Genomic DNA, 15,501 nt, shown 5'->3' with positions numbered 1-15,501 from the left:
GTGGTAAGGCTTTCGACCAGAGGGGCGGGGACGTCAGCCACCGATCGCGTTCATGCCGCGTCCCGGCTGGACGAAGTCCGGATCATCGATGCCGTGGCCGGCCTTCTTCGCCGTAACGGACAGCTGCATGGCGGCGGCCAGGTCACCGTCCGTGGCGGAATCGCCCAGCAGGGTCCGCAGGTCCGTCTCCTCCCGGGCGAACAGGCAGTTGCGCATCTGCCCGTCAGCGGTCAGGCGCAAGCGGTCACAGTCACCGCAGAACGGCTTGGAGACCGAGGCGATGACGCCCACGGTGTGGGGGCCGCCGTCCACGGTGTACAGGGCCGCCGGCGAGGATCCGCGGCCCGGCACCTCGCTCAGCTCGAACCTCTCGGAGAGCCGTTCGAGGATCTCCTCACCGGAGACGAGATGGTCCCGCTTCCAGGTGTGGCCGGCGTCCAGGGGCATCTGCTCGATGAACCGCATCTGGGCGTCCTGGGAGACGGCGAAGGCCACCAGATCACCCAGCTCCTCATCGTTCACGCCCCGCATGGCCACGGCGTTGAGTTTGAGCGGGCGCAGCCCGGAGTCCCGGGCGGCCGCGATCCCGGCCAGGACGTCGGCGTGCCGGTCCCGGCGGGTCAGCTGGTGGAACCTCTCCGGCTTGAGCGTGTCGAGGGAGATGTTCACGCGCCCCAGCCCGGCCTCCTGTAGGGCGGGCAGCCGGCGGTCCAGGGAGATGCCGTTGGTGGTCATCGCCACGGGCAGCGTGCCGCCGCCGGGCAGTTCGATCGCCGCCACCCGGCCCACGATGTCCACCAGGTCGGCGCGGAGCAGTGGCTCCCCACCGGTCAGCCGGACCCCGGTGATGCCGTGGTCCACGGCGATCCGCACGAGCCGCTCGATCTGGGCGGCAGACAGGGTCTGGTCCTTGGGCAGGAAGGGACCGGCGTCCTCCGGCATGCAGTAGGTGCAGCGCAGGGAGCATTTGTCCGTCAGGGACACCCGGAGGTCCCGGTGGACGCGGCCGAAGGTGTCCGTCAGGTGGCGCTCCGCGCCGGAGCGCTGGTCAGACGCCGACGCCGTCGCGACTGCGGCCAGCTCGGCCCGCGTGGGCAGGATCCGCCGGGCCTCGGGGCCGTCGCCGGGGTCTGCGGCAGGGTTCGCGGCAGCATCGGCTCCGGCCGGCACCGCGCCGATGCCCGTGGCCGTCCTGGTGGTCAGGGTGACGCCCACCGAGCTCATGGCAACCCCACCCAGTGGGACGTGCCGGCGGCCGTCTGCTGTTTCTTCCAGATGGGCACCTCGGCCTTGATGTCCTCGACCACCGCTCGGCAGACCTCGAAGGCAGCGGCCCGGTGCGCGGAGGCGACCGAGACCACGAGAGCCAGGTCGCCGACGTCGAGCAGACCGATCCGGTGGACCGCGGCGATCCGCACCTCCCCGGCCGGCGCTGCATCCCCCCGGCGGTGCCGCTCCACGATCCCGGCGAGGATGCTCCCGGCGTCCGGGTGGGCCGAGTACTCCAGTGACGTCACCGTGCCGGTGGCCTCGGGGTCATGGTTGCGCACGACTCCCGTGAAGGTCAGGGCCGCCCCGCACCGGGGTGAGGTCACGGACTGCTCCAGGGCCGCGGCGTCCAGCGGCCGCTCACTGAGGCCGGCCACCATGGCCCGTTCCGTCTGCTCAGTGACGTGCATGGTCACCACCTCCGGAGAGTTGTTCGATCAGATGGCCCAGGAGCGGGGCGATGAGCGGCAGCCCCTGGTCAGTGGCCCGGAGGGAACCGGGCAGGTTCACGACCACGGTCGGCCGGCCGGCCGGCGGTGTGCCCTCCCCGCCCGCTCCGGCCACGGGGCGGTCCACGATGCCGGCCCGGCCGCGCCCGAGAGCGGCGGCAGGGGTCTGGGTGGCGCCTTCGCGGCGGAGCATCTCGGCGATGCCCGGCAGGTCCGTGCCGATCAGGGTCTGCATGGCCTCGGGGGTCAGGTCCCGAGGGGACGATCCCGTGCCACCGAGGGTCACCACCACGTCCGCGCCGCGGTCCCGCGCCGCGAGGACACCGGAGGTCACGGACTCGATGCCGTCCGGCACGACCGCCCCGTCCGCCGTCCACTCCGGGAGGTGCTCGGAGGCGAGTTCCAAGGCCCGGGGGCCGGCGGTATCCGGTGCATGACCTGCATGGGCGCGGTCGGAGACCGTCAAGATGTGGATGTGTGGCATGGAACCTCCCGATGTCCCTCGAGTCTAGGGTGGCGGGTCCGGTCCGGCCAGCACCGGGCCGGCGGGTACCGTGGGGGGTGTGGACCACACCTTCTCCCTACACGCCGAATGGACCGGAAACCGGGGCACCGGGACCTCCGGGTACAAGGACTACGACCGCGATCTGGTGGTACGCGCCGAAGGCCCCGGTGAACTCGCCGGTTCCGCCGCCCGAGCCTTCCACGGGGCCGAGTCACGCTGGAACCCCGAGCAGCTGTTGCTGGCGGCGCTGGCGGAGTGCCACCTGCTCTCGTATCTCCAGGCGGCCACGCGGGCAGGGGTGGTGGTCACCGGCGCGTCAGTCCGCGCCGAATGCGTGTTGACCCATGACCACGACGGCGGCCGGGTCACCTCCGCGACGCTGGACCCCGAGATCTGGCTCGCCGAGGAGGACCAGCGTGATGCTGCGGACGCGCTGCATGCGACGGCCCACGAACAGTGCTTCATCGCCCGCTCGGTCTCCTTCCCGGTCACCATCCGGCCACAGCAGGTGCGCCGCCCGCAGAACCGGAACCTGCCGGAGTTCGGCAGCCGCCTGGGCGCCCCCATCGCGGTGTTGAAACCACGTCAGGGCAAGGCCCCCAGCCGCGTGACCGGGCTGGAGAACCGCCCCACCGCATCCACCGGACACCGGCCTCCGGCTCAGTCCCCCGCGCCGGCCCCGCCGGAGAACGCCTCCTTCTACGACCAGGTGGGCGGGCATGCGACGTTCGTGAAGCTGGCCCGGGTGTTCTACGAGGGTGTGGCCGGCGATCCCGAGTTCCGCGCCATGTACCCGGAGGAGGACCTGGGCCCGGCCGAGGAGCGGCTGCGGATGTTCCTGGAGCAGTACTGGGGCGGCCCCAAGACCTACAGCGAGCAGCGCGGGCATCCGCGGCTGCGGATGCGCCACGTGCCCTACACGGTCGACTTCGCCGCCCGGGACACCTGGCTGCGGCACATGCGCACGGCCGTGGACTCCCTGCAGCTGCCACCGCTGCTGGAGGGCACCCTCTGGGACTACCTGGAACGTGCCGCCCACTCGATGGTCAACTCCAGCTGAGCCGTTCCCGTCCGTGCGGCTCAGAGCAACACAGGCGCTGCAGTTCAGAGCAACAGGGGACGCCGGCAGAGCACAAAGCCGGCCGGCCCGGACAGGCGGACCCACGGGCCGGAGGTGTGCACCGCCGTCGTACCCCCGGGGGTGAGGAATCCCAGCCCGTGGGCGGCGAAGGCCGCCCCCGCGGGCAGAAAGCCCTCACCGGCCTCAGCTGGATCAGCAGGATCCGCAGTAGGCCCGCCCAGCAGGCGCCCCCAGACGGCGGCGCGGGCCTGGGCCACCATGGCGGCCCCCGGATCCTGGGGCAGGGCGTCGGCGAGTTCCCGGATGCCGTCCCGGGCCACCGTCTGCAGTTCCTCGTCCTCAACCGTGGCCACCGGGGTCCAGCCGGACCGGGGCGGCGTCACCGCCGTCCAGGGGGCCTGCTCGGACACGGGCGGCAGGGTGAAGGCGGAGGAGCCCGTGGACGTCATGCGGGCCAGACGCTCCAGCACGGAGGACAGGGCATAGACGGCGTCGACGCCGTCCTGCCGGCCCTCCACCAGCCGGATGGTCCGCAGGCCCAGCGCCACGGGCACCTGGTCCCCCAGCCCTCGGGGCTGCAGCACTGAGACCCAGGAGGCCAGGACGTTCCCGGCCACCTGCAGCCGCATACCCGTGTCTGCCATCAGCTTGGCCCGCGTGGCGAACCGCTCCAGGTCCACGGCCGCCTCCCGGTCCTCCAGGACCAACACCGGGGCCGCCGCCGTGTGGGACTCGGAGGAGGACTGGGCGGGGTGGGACGGCTCGGAAGGCATCGGTGACATGGTGTCCATTGTCCCACCGGGCCGGTGGAGACCGGGCGGAGTAGACTTCCCGGAGTGTTACCGGCCGGTATCGACGCGGTGGCGGTAGGAGTCAAGCGAAGGGACGTCCATGGGGACAGGCAAGATCCGTGCGATGCGATCCGGGTTCCCCGAGGACCCCACCGATGTGCTGCGTGAGGTCCTGTCCCTCACCGGGTCAGGGTCCGACCCGGTCTCCGGCGAGAGACTGCTGACCGGCCACACCCCGCCTCAGGCCCGGGGACGGGTGTTCGGCGGCCAGGTCATGGCCCAGTCCCTGGTGGCGGCGATGTCCACCGTGGATCCCGGGCGCCTGATCCATTCGATGCACGGGTACTTCATCCGGCCGGGTGACGCCTCGCTGCCGATCACCTTTGCCGTGGAGGAGCTCCGGGACGGCCGGTCCTTCTCGGTCCGCCGCGTGCACGCCCGGCAGGAGGACAAGACCCTGCTGTCCCTGATCTGCTCCTTCCAGGAGCCCTCGGAGGGACTGGAGCACCAGTCCCCCATGCCGACCGACGTCCCGGACCCCGAGTCCCTGCCCCGGACCTCCCAGCGGCTCGGACACCTCGGGCATCCCATGGCCCAGGAGTGGTCCTGGGCCCGGCCGTTCGACATCCGGCACGTGGACCCTCCCCTGGAGACCACGGCGGACAAACGGCAGGTGGCCACGAACATGGTGTGGATGAAGACCTTCTCCAGCCTGGACGGTGACGAGAACATCCAGCGTGCCGCCCTGGCCTATGCCTCCGACTACACGTTGCTGGAACCGGTGTTGCGCCGTCACGGACTCTCCTGGGTCCGCCCCGGGCTGTCCATCGCCTCCTTGGACCATGCCATGTGGTGGCACCGTCCGGCCCGCGTGGACGAGTGGTTGCTGTACGTCCAGTCCAGTCCCTCGGCCCAGGGGGCCCGGGGGCTGAGCACCGGCCGGATCTATTCCCGTACCGGTGAGCTGGTCGCCTCGGTGGCCCAGGAGGGCATGCTCCGGGTGCCCCGCGACTTCCAGAACAAGGTCAAGGGCGCCGTCCAGGACCTGTACCTGAAGACCGCCCGGCGTCCCGCCAGATAACTCCTGTACACCGCTTGCGCTCAGGACCACGTGGTCTACGTTGAGGGGATGGACGATCTCACCCAGCCTCCAGGTCCCGGTCACGGCGACGGCCACGGCCACGAGGGCGACGGCCTCCTGTCGGTGATCGGCCCGTGGGACGGGCGGGTCGTCTTCACCGCCGTCCACGCCGGTCACGACCTGCGGCCGGAGCTCCGGGACCTGATGATCCTGGACGAGGCCACCCGGTCGCGGGAGGAGGACCCGCACACCGAACGGCTCGGCGCCCGGCTCGAGTCGGGGATGGTCATGCACCGGTCCCGGTTCGAGACGGATCTCAATCGCCCGCGGGACACCTCCGTGTACCGCGAGCCGGACGACTGCTGGGGCTTGGATGTGTGGGCGGGCGGGCGCCTGCCGGAGGAGGTCGTCGAGCGCAGCCGCCAGGTCCACGACGCCTGGTAAGCCGAGCTCGAGCGGCGCCTGTCGGCGCTGGCCGGCCGCGGGCCCTTCGTCGTGTTCGACCTGCACAGCTACAACCACCGTCGGGGCGGACCCGAGGCCGACCCCGCGCCACCCCGGGAGAATCCGGACGTCAACATCGGCACCGGGCCGCTCGACCGTGAGCCCTGGGATCCTGTGGTCGAGGCCTTCACCCGGTCCCTGTCCGCCGAGGTCATCCCGGCGACGGGTGAACGGCTGGACGTCCGTGAGAACGTCAGGTTCTGGGGCCAGAACGAGAGCCGCTGGACCCACCGGCTGTTCCCGGACTCCGCCTGCGTTCTCGCGCTCGAGTTCAAGAAGACCTTCATGGACGAGTGGACCGGGGAGGTGGACGAGGAGCATCTGGACCAGCTGGCGCAGGCCCTGGCCCGCACCGTCCCGGCCGTGACGGCAGCCTTGGAGGACGTGGAGGTGCCCACACCATGAGCCTCCGGAAACCTGCCCGTAGCGACGGGGCCCGCACCGACGTCGGCATCTCCACCCGGGACCGGGCGATCGACCACGAGCTGGCCCTGCTGTCCGGATCGCTCCGGTTCCTCCTGGACGTCACCCCCGTCAACGTGGAACAGGCGCGCACCGAGTTCCTCGCCACCGGAGGACTTCCGGAGTTCAGCTACCGGGACCTCGAGGACGATCCCGAGGTGCTCAAGCAGGTGCTGGCGGACATCCCGATCCACCTCGTGGAGGACACCGTCCTGGGCACGCTGTTGCGCAACAAGCACCGGGAGCTGTCCCTGCAGATCGATCTGTTGGCGGCCCGGGACACCGAGGACTTCATGCCGCTGAGCATCGAGCTGTACGGGGCGATCACCCCGGACCTGCGGGGATCGGCAGAGCGGATCCTGGAGACGGTGACGACCTCTGAGTCGACGTCTGCCGGCAGCCTCGGCGCCAAGGAGTTCCTCGCCCAGGCCCAGAAGGAGATCGAGTACTACCGGCACCAGGATGCGGACATCGAGCTCCACGCCGAGATCCGCGAGGACGTCTCCGGGGTCATGGTCTCCGGGAACACCCTCCTGCTCGGGCCGGAGGCCAAGGTGCAGAAGGTCCGGGCCCATGCCCTGCTGCAGCACGAGGTGGGCACCCATCTGGTCACCCACGTCAACGGCTCCGTCCAACCCATCAAGATCCTCGGCTCGGGGCTGGCCGGCTACGACGAGACGCAGGAGGGGCTGGCCGTCCTGGCCGAGGTGGCCTGTGGTGGGCTCACGGCGTTCCGCCTGCGGCAGTTGGCGGCCCGGGTCATGACCGTGCACCGGATGGTCACCGGCGCCAACTTCGCGGAGGCCCACGAGGCGCTCGTGGCCGGCGGCATCCCGGCGTCCTCGGCCTTCACCACCACCATGCGCGCCTTCCGCTCCGGGGGTCTGACCAAGGACGCCATCTACCTGCGCGGGATGCTGGACCTCCTCGCCCATCTGCGCCACGGGGGCACCCTCGAGGTCCTGCTGCTGGGCAAGTTCTCCCTCCGGGACCTTCCCCTCGTCAGTGACCTCCAGGATCGCGGCGTCCTCGAACCGGCGCTGCTCACCCCCCGGTGGCTGGCCGACGAGGACGCCTCCGCGCGCCTCGGACGGGCCGCCGCCCTCGACGACCCCCGGGAATTCCTCGGCGCCTGAGCGCCATGGCCGCGACGCATGACGCGGTACCACCCCAACGAACGGAGCGCAGTGTGAAGATCGGATTCGTGGTCAACGACGTCTCCACCGAGAAGCCGCACCACACGACCAATCGCCTGGCGTTGGCCGCCACCCGGGCGGGACACGAGGTCTGGCTGACGGGCACGGGAGACTTCGCCTATGAGCCGGACGGCACCCTCTCCGTCCTCGCCCGCGGCGGGGCGCAGAAGAACTACCGGTCCCTGGACCGCTACCTCGAGGACGTCCAGCGCCCCGAGATCGAACAGCAGGTCGCCGTGAACGACTTCGACGTGGTGATGCTGCGCAACGACCCCGCCGACGACGCGGTGGACCGCCCGTGGGCCCCCACCGCCTCGGTGGCCTTCGGCCAGCTGATCGCCTCCACCGGCGTGCTCGTGGTCAATGACCCGCACACCCTGGCCAACGCCCTCTCCAAGGCCTACTTCCAGCACTTCCCCGAGGCGGTCCGGCCCCGGACCCTGATCTCCCGGGACGAGTCGATGATCTCCGACTTCATCGACGAGATGGGCGGCAAGGCGGTGTTGAAGCCGCTCCAGGGCTCCGGAGGCTCCGGGGTGTTCCTGGTCGACCGCACGGAGTCACCCAACCTCACCCAGATCATCGAGGCCATCGGCCGGGACGGCTACATCGTGGCCCAGGAGTATCTGCCGGAGGCGGTGAACGGGGATGTGCGGCTGTTCCTGATGAACGGCCGGCCCCTCACCGTGAACGGGAAGACCGCGGCCGTCCGCCGACGCAACCGGTCCAACGACGTGCGCTCGAACATGTCCGCCGGCGGGGACGCCGAGGGCGTCCACCTCACCGACGAGATGCTGCACCTCGTGGAGGTCGTCCGGCCCAAGCTGGTGGCGGACGGCATGTTCCTGGTCGGCCTGGACATCGTGGGCGACAAGCTGATGGAGATCAACGTGTTCTCGCCCGGCGGGTTCGGATCCTGTCAGCGGCTGTACGGCGAGGACTTCGCCGCGGCCGTGATCGCCGACCTGGAACGCAAGATGGATGTGTGCGCCCACTACGGGGACACGCTGGAGAACGCCCGGCTCGCGACCATGTGAGCCGGACGTCCTCCGGGGTTCAGTCCCGGGTCAGCTTGCGGTGGGTGACGCGGTGCGGGCGGGCCGCATCCGGGCCCAACCGCTCGACCTTGTTGGCCTCGTAGGACTCGAAGTTGCCCTCGAACCAGTACCACTCCGCGGGGTTCGCCTCGGTGCCCTCGTAGGCCAGCATGTGGGTGGCCACCCGGTCCAGGAACCAGCGGTCGTGCGAGATGACCACGGCACAGCCGGGGAACTCGAGAAGGGCGTTCTCCAAGGAGGTCAGCGTCTCCACGTCCAGGTCGTTGGTGGGCTCATCGAGGAGCAGCAGGTTGCCGCCCTCCTTGAGGGTCAACGCCAGGTTCAGGCGGTTGCGTTCACCACCGGAGAGGATGCCGGCCTTCTTCTGCTGGTCGGGGCCCTTGAAGCCGAACGCGGAGACATAGGCGCGGGACGGCATCTCGACCTGACCGACCTTGATGTAGTCCAGTCCCTCCGAGACGACCTCCCACAGCGACTTCTCCGGGTCGATCCCACCGCGGGACTGGTCCACGTAGGAGATCTTGACCGATTCGCCGATCTTCAGCTCGCCACCGTCGAGGGGCTCGTGGCCCACGATGGTCTTGAACAGGGTGGTCTTACCCACGCCGTTGGGGCCGATGATCCCGACGATGCCGTTGGGCGGCAGCGAGAAGGACAGGCCGTCGATCAGCACACGGTCGCCGAAGCCCTTCTGCAGGTTCTTCGCCTCGATGACCTGGTTGCCCAGCCGCGGGCCCGGTGGGATCTGCAGCTCCTCCAGGTCCAGCTTCCGGGTCTTCTCGGCCTCGGTGGCCATCTCCTCGTAGCGCGCGAGGCGGGCCTTGGACTTGGCCTGGCGCCCCTTGGTGTTGGAACGCACCCAGTCGAGTTCCTCGGACAGCCGCTTGGCCATCTTGGCGTCCTTCTTGCCCTGGATGTCCAGGCGGGCGCGCTTCTTCTCCAGGTAGGTGGAGTAGTTGCCCTCATAGGGGTACAGGCGTCCGCGATCCACCTCGCAGATCCACTCAGCCACGTGGTCCAGGAAGTACCGATCGTGGGTGACGGCCAGGACGGCACCGTGGTAGGCGGCCAGGTGCTGCTCGAGCCACAGCACGGACTCGGCGTCCAAGTGGTTGGTGGGCTCGTCCAGCAACAGCAGATCGGGCTTCTGCAGCAGCAGCTTGCACAGCGCCACACGGCGGCGCTCACCGCCGGAGAGGACCGAGACGTCGGCATCACCCGGGGGGCAGCGCAGGGCATCCATGGCCTGCTCGACCTGGGAGTCGATGTCCCACGCGTCAGCGGCATCGATCTGCTCCTGGAGCTTGCCCATCTCCTCCATCAGCGCGTCGAAGTCCGCGTCCGGATCCGCCATCTGTTCGGAGATCTCGTTGTAGCGCTGGATCTGCTGGTAGACCTCGCCCACACCCTCCTGGACGTTGCCCAGGACCGTCTTCTCCTCGTTCAGCTCCGGCTCCTGCATGAGGATGCCGACGCTGTACCCCGGAGAGAGCAGGGCGTCACCGTTCGAGGGTGTGTCCAGCCCCGCCATGATCTTCAGGATGGTGGATTTACCCGCTCCGTTGGGCCCCAACATGCCGATCTTGGCCCCCGGAAGGAAAGCCATCGTCACGTCATCCAAGATCAGCTTGTCGCCCACTTTTTTGCGGGCCTTGATCATGCTGTAAATGTATTCCGCCATGACCCCAAGGCTAGTGGGTGGCCGCCGGATTACCCGCATCGGGGTGCGGCCGGCGGCCACCGTCCTGCGTCGAGGTGCCTCAGGCCGCGCGTGAGCCCTCCGCTTCCTCCTCGTCCGCCGACCGCCCGGCACCATCCCCGGCCCCGGGCCCGGCCCCTTCCAGGTCCTCAGAGTCCCCGTACCCCGAACCCTCCATCAGCTCGCCGGTCAACCGGTCCACGCCCTCCTCGGGGTCCTCGGCCCCTTCGCCGAGCGGCCCGGCGAGGGGCGCAGAACGGCCTGCGGCCCGGTTGAAGAAGGCAGTACCCAGGGTCAGGTCGTGGCCGATGGTCTCGGCCTCGATCTCCACCGAGGTTCCGGACCGCTCCTCGCTCTGCCACTGCCGGACCTTGAGCCGCCCGGTGACGAGCACCGGCTGACCCTTGGACAGCGAGGCCGCGGCGTTGGTGGACAGCTGGCGGAACATGTTGACCGTGAACCAGTTGGTGGCCCCGTCCACCCAGGCCTGCTGCTCCCGGTCGAAGCGCCGGTCGGTGGAGGCCAGGCGGAAGTTGCCCACGGCCAAGCCGGACCCGGTGGTGCGGGTGGTGGGATCGGTGGCCACGAAGCCGCGGACGGTGATGTGTTCACTCATGGTGGTGCCTTTCGGTGGGCCGGCCGCGGCCGGCGAGGGGCCGCCGTCGGGCAATTCCCCTCCGGCGGCAGGAGGATCTCCTCCTGTGCCTCCAGCACACCGCCCACCGGCCGGGCACACCAGCGCCCCACCGCCCGCCGGTGGACAACGCACCGTCGGCGGTGTCCTGTGCAGGAGCGGGCCGCCGGTAGAATGGTCGCGCCCAGCCCCAGTAGCTCAGTGGATAGAGCAGGAGCCTTCTAATCTCTTGGTCGGGGGTTCGACTCCCTCCTGGGGCACCCGTGAGACCAGCCCGTCCCCTCCCTCCGCGAGCGCATCCGCCGTGGACAGCAGCACGCGTTGCAGGGCGGCCGCGGCACGGGTCGGACTCACGTCCTGCCGCCTGGCCAGGCTGATCGTGCGTGTCAGCCGGGGCTGCACGAGGCGCACCGAGCTCAGCCCGGGACGGTCCTTGAGCACCATGGCCGGCACCAGGGCCACCCCCATCTGGAGCTCCACGAACCGCAGCACCGCGTCCATCTCGGCGCCCTCGAGGACCACGGTCGGAGTGAGGCCCGCGGACCGGAAGGCCTCGTCCAGGGTGGCGCGGAGGTCGTAGCTGGAGGCGAAGACGATCTGCGGCCTTCCCGCGAGTTCGGCCAGCGTCAGCGAGTCCCGTCCGCCGAACGGCGCGGGGCCGCCGCCGACCACCACGAGTTCCTCGGTGAGCAGGGGGCTGCGGACCAGGCTCGGGGCGGTGGCCGGGTGGGCGTCCGAGGTGATGACCAGCGCGAGGTCCAGGGCGCCGGCGGCCAGCTCCTCGATCAGCCCGCGTGATCCGCGCTCCGTCAGGTGCAGCTCGATCCCCGGGTGGTCGGCATGGAAGGCCGCGAGGGCATCCGCCACCAGGCTGACGCAGAGCGTGGGCGTGGCGCCGAGGCGGACCCGCCCCCGCTTCAGGTCGGTCAGCTCGGCCATCTGCCGGCGGATGTCCTCCGCGTCGGCCAGCATCCGCCGCGCCACGGGCCACAGCGCCTCCCCCGCGGCGGTCAGCGTGATGTGGCCGCGGGCCCGGTGGAAGAGCTCGGAGCCGAGGTCGTGTTCCAGGGTGGCGATCTGGCGGCTCAGGGAGGGCTGGGTGAGGTGAAGCGTCTCCGCAGCGCGGGTGAAATGGCCCACTCGGGCCACCTCCACGAAGCCGCGCAACTGCTCCAGATTCATGGCCATAGCAAAAGCGTATCGTGTCTACTCGAACTATTCATTGGAGTTATCAAGGCCCTCCTTTCTACGCTGGTTCACATGACACGAACAGCAGTCTCCACGGCAGCCACAGAACGCCTGATCTCCACCACCGTGTTGGTCATCGGCACCGGCGGTTCCGGTCTCCGGGCGGCCATCGAGGTGGCCGAGCAGGGCGTGGACGTCCTAGCCGTGGGCAAGCGGCCGCGACAGGACGCCCACACCTCCCTCGCGGCCGGCGGCATCAACGCCGCCCTCGGCACCATGGACGAGGAGGACACTTGGCAGCAGCACGCCGCGGACACCCTTCAGGAGAGCTACCTGCTGGCGAACCCGCACACGGTCGAGATCGTGGCGCGCAATGCCGCCGAGGGCATCGCCGACCTGGACCGCTACGGCATGTCCTTCGCCCGGGAGGAGGACGGCCGGATCTCCCAGCGCTTCTTCGGCGCCCACACCTTCCGCCGTACCGCCTTCGCCGGGGACTACACCGGCTTGGAGATCCAACGCACCCTGGTCCACCGGGCCGAGCAGCTCGAGGTGCCGATCCTCGACTCGGTCTACATCACCCGGCTGCTGGTGCGGGACAACGCGGTCTTCGGCGCCTACGGATTCGACCTCAACTCCGGCACCCGGTACCGCATCCACGCGGACTCCGTGATCCTGGCCGCCGGCGGCCACACCCGCATCTGGCGCCGCACGTCCTCCCGCCGGGACGAGAACACCGGGGACTCGTTCCGGCTGGCCGTCGAGGCCGGCGCCCGGCTGCGGGACCCGGAGCTGGTCCAGTTCCATCCCTCCGGCATCATCGAGCCGGAATCCGCGGCAGGGACCCTCATCTCCGAGGCCGCCCGCGGCGAGGGCGGCATCCTGCGCAATGCCCTCGGCGAGCGCTACATGGCCAAGTACGACCCCGAACGGATGGAGCTCTCCACCCGCGACCGGGTAGCCCTGGCCGGTTACACCGAGATCCAGGAGGGCCGCGGGACGCCGAACGGCGGGGTCTGGCTGGACATCTCCCACCTGCCGCGCGAGACGATCATGTCGCGGTTGCCGCGCGTCTACCAGACCATGATGGAACTGCAGATGCTGGACGTCACCCGGGACCCGATCGAGATCGCCCCCACCGCGCACTACTCCATGGGCGGCGTCTGGGTCCGCCCCGAGGACCACGGCACGGAGGTCGAAGGCCTCTACGCCATCGGCGAGGCCTCCTCCGGCCTGCACGGTGCCAACCGGCTCGGCGGCAACTCACTGATCGAGCTGCTGGTCTTCGGCCGCCTCGTGGGGCGGGCCGCCGTGGCCCACTCCGCCGGATTGGAGTCGCAGCGCCGCTCCGCCGGCGCCCTGGCCGAGGCCCGCGCCGAGGTGGACGGGCTGCTGGCCGCGGACGGCCCCGAGAATGTCCGCGCCCTCCAGCGCGCCCTGCGCGACACCATGACCGAGCACGCCGGCGTGGTGCGCAGCGAGGAGGGCCTGACCGCCGGCCTGCGGGAGCTGACCGAGATCGAGGCCCGCATGGAGCACGTGGGCATCCACCCGGACATCGCCGGCTACCAGGACCTGCAGCACGCCTTCGACCTGAAGGCCTCGGCCCTGGCCGCCCGGGCCACCCTGGAGGCGGCCCTCGAGCGACGGGAGACCCGCGGCTGCCACAACCGCAGCGACTATCCGGAGATGGACCCGCAGCTGCAGGTTAACCTCGTCTGGTCCCCCACCACCGGAATCGTCCGCGAACAGATCCCCGAGGTGCCCGCGGAGATCTCCGCGCTGTTCCGGGAGGTCTCCCAGGAGGGCAAGCTCGTGGAGTAGGCGCATGCCGGGCGGCCGGCGCCGCAGTCATTACGATGGTGGGGATGACCCGATCCCGAACCGGAAGGTGGCCTGTGCCCCGGACCCCCGCCCCGCACGCAGTGACTGACGCGGCACCCGGCACCGCACCCCGCGAGCATGCCACGACGCCGCGCTGGGTCATCGGCCGGCAACCCGAGCGCCGCGACGGGGCCGTGGACACCGGGCCACGCACCACGAGGCGGCAGTGGCTGCAGCTCACCGCGGTGATGGTGGCCAGCACGGCGCTCTACCTCATCCACTCGTTCCTGCGCTTCCGGAACTTCGAGGCCAAAGGCTACGACCTGGGCATCTTCGACCAGGTGGTGCGTCAGTACGCCCTGTTCCGGGAGCCCATCGTCCCGATCAAGGGGGTGGACTTCAACATCCTCGGGGACCACTTCCACCCGATCCTGGTGCTGCTGGCGCCTCTCTACTGGATCTGGGACGACCCTCGGATGCTGGGGATCGCCATGGCCCTGCTCCTGGCCTCCTGCGCCATCCCGGTCTACCTGTTCGCCCGGCGGCGCTGCGGGCACCTGCCCTCGCTGCTGGCCGCCGCGGGCCTGATGCTGTGGTGGCCGTTCCAGGCCATGGTCAACTGGGACCTCCACGAGATCACCCTCGGCGTGCCGATCATGGCGTGGGTCATCTGGGCCATCGACGCCCGCCGGTACTGGCTCGGGTTCGGGCTAGCCCTGAGCCTGCTGGCCGTGCGCGAGGACATGGGGATCACCGTGCTGGCCATCGCCCTGGTCTTCGCCATCAAGCGCGCCTGGGCCCCGGCGGTGCTCTCCGCGGTGGCCGGGGTGGCGGGGTACTGGTTCGCGACCTCCGCGGTCATCCCGCACTTCTCCCCTGAGGGCGAGTTCGGCTACTGGCAGTTCACGGCGCTCGGCCCGGATATGGGCTCCTCGCTGCAGTTCATGCTCACCGAACCCTTCGCGGCGGCGGCCGTGCTGTTCGACCATCCGCTGAAGATCGGGCTGTGGCTGCTGCACTTCGTCCTGCTGTGGCTGCTCCCGTTCCTCTCCCCCTACGCGCTCATCGGCGCCCCCATCCTGCTATCCCGGCTCTTCAACGACCGGCTCAACGTCTGGAGCCCGGTCTACCAGTACGACGCCATCCTCGGCGTCATCTTCCTGATGGCGGCGCTGGAGGCCTTGGGCCGGATCGTCGCCTGGCACGCCCGGCGACGCGTCTCCCGTGACGCACGCGAGGCATCCCCGGCCGCAGCGCACGGTGAGGCGAACGCGGTCGCCGAGGGCCGGCGTCGTGCCCCCGGGCCGACCGGTTCCCGGGTCTTCACGGTGTTCACCGCAGTCTTCCTGGCCGCGGGCGTGGCCGGCACCGCGGTCTTCCCACAGGTCTTCCCCCTGCACCGGACCGTGACAGGTCAGAACTGGCGAATGACCGAGTGGGCCCACGCCCTGGACCGGGCGGTCCAGTCCATCCCGGACGGCGTCTGCGTCGAGGCCGCGGACAACGCCGTGCCGCATCTGGTGGACCGCACCTATGTGGGCCTGCACGGGGACATGGGCGATGACCTGGCCACGTGGATGATCATCGACACCACGGCCGAGGAGCTCGGCGGCTGGGACCCGCTCACCCCGGATGAGGCCCTGGCGCGGGCCGACCGGCTCGGCTACGAGCCCGTCACCCAGGACGACCACGGCATCTGGGTGCTGCACCGGGAGAAGCCGGTGGACCCGGTCTGCGCGGACTACGCGCCCTGAGACCGG

14 protein-coding genes, 1 tRNA gene and 2 pseudogenes are annotated in these 15,501 nt (G+C 70.3%); 10 read left to right on the top strand and 7 right to left on the bottom strand.

The genetic code is table 11. The features are described from left to right. Positions 1 to 33 precede the first annotated feature (33 nt). Genes moaA through ACSU1G_RS08290 form a run of 3 tightly spaced genes read right to left on the bottom strand, consistent with a single transcriptional unit; the run spans position 34 to position 2,202 of the window. The gene (moaA, locus tag ACSU1G_RS08300) at positions 34 to 1,224 is read right to left on the bottom strand and encodes a GTP 3',8-cyclase MoaA (protein WP_439279460.1); all 1,191 of its coding nucleotides are present in this window, start codon (positions 1,222 to 1,224) and stop codon (positions 34 to 36) included. Further along, positions 1,221 to 1,679 carry a molybdenum cofactor biosynthesis protein MoaE gene (locus tag ACSU1G_RS08295; RefSeq protein WP_439279459.1) on the bottom strand — a complete coding sequence of 153 codons (459 nt, stop codon included), beginning with the start codon at positions 1,677 to 1,679 and terminating at the stop codon, positions 1,221 to 1,223. Before ACSU1G_RS08295 ends, moaA begins: the two co-directional genes overlap by 4 nt. Further along, entirely contained in the window at positions 1,666 to 2,202 is a 537-nt protein-coding gene (locus ACSU1G_RS08290; RefSeq protein WP_439279458.1) for a MogA/MoaB family molybdenum cofactor biosynthesis protein, read from the bottom strand. Before ACSU1G_RS08290 ends, ACSU1G_RS08295 begins: the two co-directional genes overlap by 14 nt. A 70-nt stretch (positions 2,203 to 2,272) precedes the next feature. Between ACSU1G_RS08290 and ACSU1G_RS08285 the strand changes: the two are divergent. Then, positions 2,273 to 2,662: pseudogene (locus tag ACSU1G_RS08285) on the top strand (OsmC family protein); the annotation flags it as partial. Positions 2,663 to 2,932: 270 nt separating this feature from the next. After that, a complete protein-coding gene (locus ACSU1G_RS08280) occupies positions 2,933 to 3,283 on the top strand; it encodes a globin (RefSeq protein ID WP_439279937.1) in 351 nt (116 codons plus the stop codon). A gap of 44 nt (positions 3,284 to 3,327) precedes the next feature. Here ACSU1G_RS08280 and ACSU1G_RS08275 read toward each other — a convergent pair whose 3' ends face one another. Further along, a complete protein-coding gene (locus tag ACSU1G_RS08275) occupies positions 3,328 to 4,086 on the bottom strand; it encodes a hypothetical protein (protein WP_439279457.1) in 759 nt (252 codons plus the stop codon). A gap of 109 nt (positions 4,087 to 4,195) precedes the next feature. Between ACSU1G_RS08275 and ACSU1G_RS08270 the strand changes: the two genes are divergently transcribed. The 5 genes from ACSU1G_RS08270 to ACSU1G_RS08250 are packed head-to-tail and all read left to right on the top strand — an operon-like array spanning position 4,196 to position 8,375. Further along, entirely contained in the window at positions 4,196 to 5,176 is a 981-nt protein-coding gene (locus ACSU1G_RS08270) for an acyl-CoA thioesterase (protein WP_439279456.1), read from the top strand. A gap of 48 nt (positions 5,177 to 5,224) precedes the next feature. Further along, positions 5,225 to 5,620, top strand: a complete 396-nt coding sequence (locus tag ACSU1G_RS08265; RefSeq protein WP_439279455.1) for an N-formylglutamate amidohydrolase — start codon at positions 5,225 to 5,227, stop codon at positions 5,618 to 5,620. Positions 5,621 to 5,671: 51 nt separating this feature from the next. Further along, positions 5,672 to 6,085 carry a hypothetical protein gene (locus tag ACSU1G_RS08260; protein WP_439279454.1) on the top strand — a complete coding sequence of 138 codons (414 nt, stop codon included), beginning with the start codon at positions 5,672 to 5,674 and terminating at the stop codon, positions 6,083 to 6,085. Then, complete coding sequence (locus ACSU1G_RS08255) at positions 6,082 to 7,278, top strand: flavohemoglobin expression-modulating QEGLA motif protein (RefSeq protein ID WP_439279453.1); 1,197 nt, start codon at positions 6,082 to 6,084, stop codon at positions 7,276 to 7,278. Before ACSU1G_RS08260 ends, ACSU1G_RS08255 begins: the two co-directional genes overlap by 4 nt. 53 nt (positions 7,279 to 7,331) lie before the next feature. Continuing rightward, on the top strand, positions 7,332 to 8,375 hold the full coding sequence (locus ACSU1G_RS08250; protein ID WP_439279452.1) for a glutathione synthetase: 1,044 nt from the start codon (positions 7,332 to 7,334) through the stop codon (positions 8,373 to 8,375). 19 nt (positions 8,376 to 8,394) lie between these two features. Here ACSU1G_RS08250 and ettA read toward each other — a convergent pair whose 3' ends face one another. Both ettA and ssb read right to left on the bottom strand, forming a co-directional pair. Further along, positions 8,395 to 10,077, bottom strand: a complete 1,683-nt coding sequence (gene ettA, locus ACSU1G_RS08245; protein ID WP_439279451.1) for an energy-dependent translational throttle protein EttA — start codon at positions 10,075 to 10,077, stop codon at positions 8,395 to 8,397. Positions 10,078 to 10,156: 79 nt separating this feature from the next. Continuing rightward, on the bottom strand, positions 10,157 to 10,711 hold the full coding sequence (gene ssb, locus ACSU1G_RS08240) for a single-stranded DNA-binding protein (RefSeq protein ID WP_439279450.1): 555 nt from the start codon (positions 10,709 to 10,711) through the stop codon (positions 10,157 to 10,159). Positions 10,712 to 10,916: 205 nt separating this feature from the next. On the opposite strand from ssb, the gene ACSU1G_RS08235 reads away from it, so the two are divergent. Continuing rightward, positions 10,917 to 10,989: transfer RNA gene (locus tag ACSU1G_RS08235), tRNA-Arg, on the top strand. 106 nt (positions 10,990 to 11,095) lie between these two features. Here ACSU1G_RS08235 and ACSU1G_RS08230 read toward each other — a convergent pair. Further along, a pseudogene (locus ACSU1G_RS08230) lies at positions 11,096 to 11,911 on the bottom strand (LysR substrate-binding domain-containing protein); the annotation flags it as partial. A gap of 78 nt (positions 11,912 to 11,989) precedes the next feature. On the opposite strand from ACSU1G_RS08230, the gene ACSU1G_RS08225 reads away from it, so the two are divergent. Then, positions 11,990 to 13,741, top strand: a complete 1,752-nt coding sequence (locus tag ACSU1G_RS08225) for an L-aspartate oxidase (RefSeq protein ID WP_439279449.1) — start codon at positions 11,990 to 11,992, stop codon at positions 13,739 to 13,741. Between the two features lie 248 nt (positions 13,742 to 13,989). After that, a complete protein-coding gene (locus ACSU1G_RS08220) occupies positions 13,990 to 15,495 on the top strand; it encodes a DUF2079 domain-containing protein (protein ID WP_439279936.1) in 1,506 nt (501 codons plus the stop codon). The last annotated feature ends 6 nt before the right edge of the window (positions 15,496 to 15,501 follow it).

The sequence above is a fragment of the Microbacterium sp. A93 genome (assembly GCF_051842835.1).
This window is presented reverse-complemented; position numbering and strand designations above follow the sequence as displayed.

Coding starts and splice junctions, on each gene's coding strand:
- moaA (WP_439279460.1), bottom strand. CDS start 1,224: ATGAGCTCGGTGGGCGTCACCCTGACCACCAGGACGGCCACGGGCATC.
- ACSU1G_RS08295 (WP_439279459.1), bottom strand. CDS start 1,679: ATGCACGTCACTGAGCAGACGGAACGGGCCATGGTGGCCGGCCTCAGT.
- ACSU1G_RS08290 (WP_439279458.1), bottom strand. CDS start 2,202: ATGCCACACATCCACATCTTGACGGTCTCCGACCGCGCCCATGCAGGT.
- ACSU1G_RS08275 (WP_439279457.1), bottom strand. CDS start 4,086: ATGTCACCGATGCCTTCCGAGCCGTCCCACCCCGCCCAGTCCTCCTCC.
- ACSU1G_RS08270 (WP_439279456.1), top strand. CDS start 4,196: ATGGGGACAGGCAAGATCCGTGCGATGCGATCCGGGTTCCCCGAGGAC.
- ACSU1G_RS08265 (WP_439279455.1), top strand. CDS start 5,225: ATGGACGATCTCACCCAGCCTCCAGGTCCCGGTCACGGCGACGGCCAC.
- ACSU1G_RS08255 (WP_439279453.1), top strand. CDS start 6,082: ATGAGCCTCCGGAAACCTGCCCGTAGCGACGGGGCCCGCACCGACGTC.
- ettA (WP_439279451.1), bottom strand. CDS start 10,077: ATGGCGGAATACATTTACAGCATGATCAAGGCCCGCAAAAAAGTGGGC.
- ssb (WP_439279450.1), bottom strand. CDS start 10,711: ATGAGTGAACACATCACCGTCCGCGGCTTCGTGGCCACCGATCCCACC.
- ACSU1G_RS08225 (WP_439279449.1), top strand. CDS start 11,990: ATGACACGAACAGCAGTCTCCACGGCAGCCACAGAACGCCTGATCTCC.
- ACSU1G_RS08220 (WP_439279936.1), top strand. CDS start 13,990: ATGGTGGCCAGCACGGCGCTCTACCTCATCCACTCGTTCCTGCGCTTC.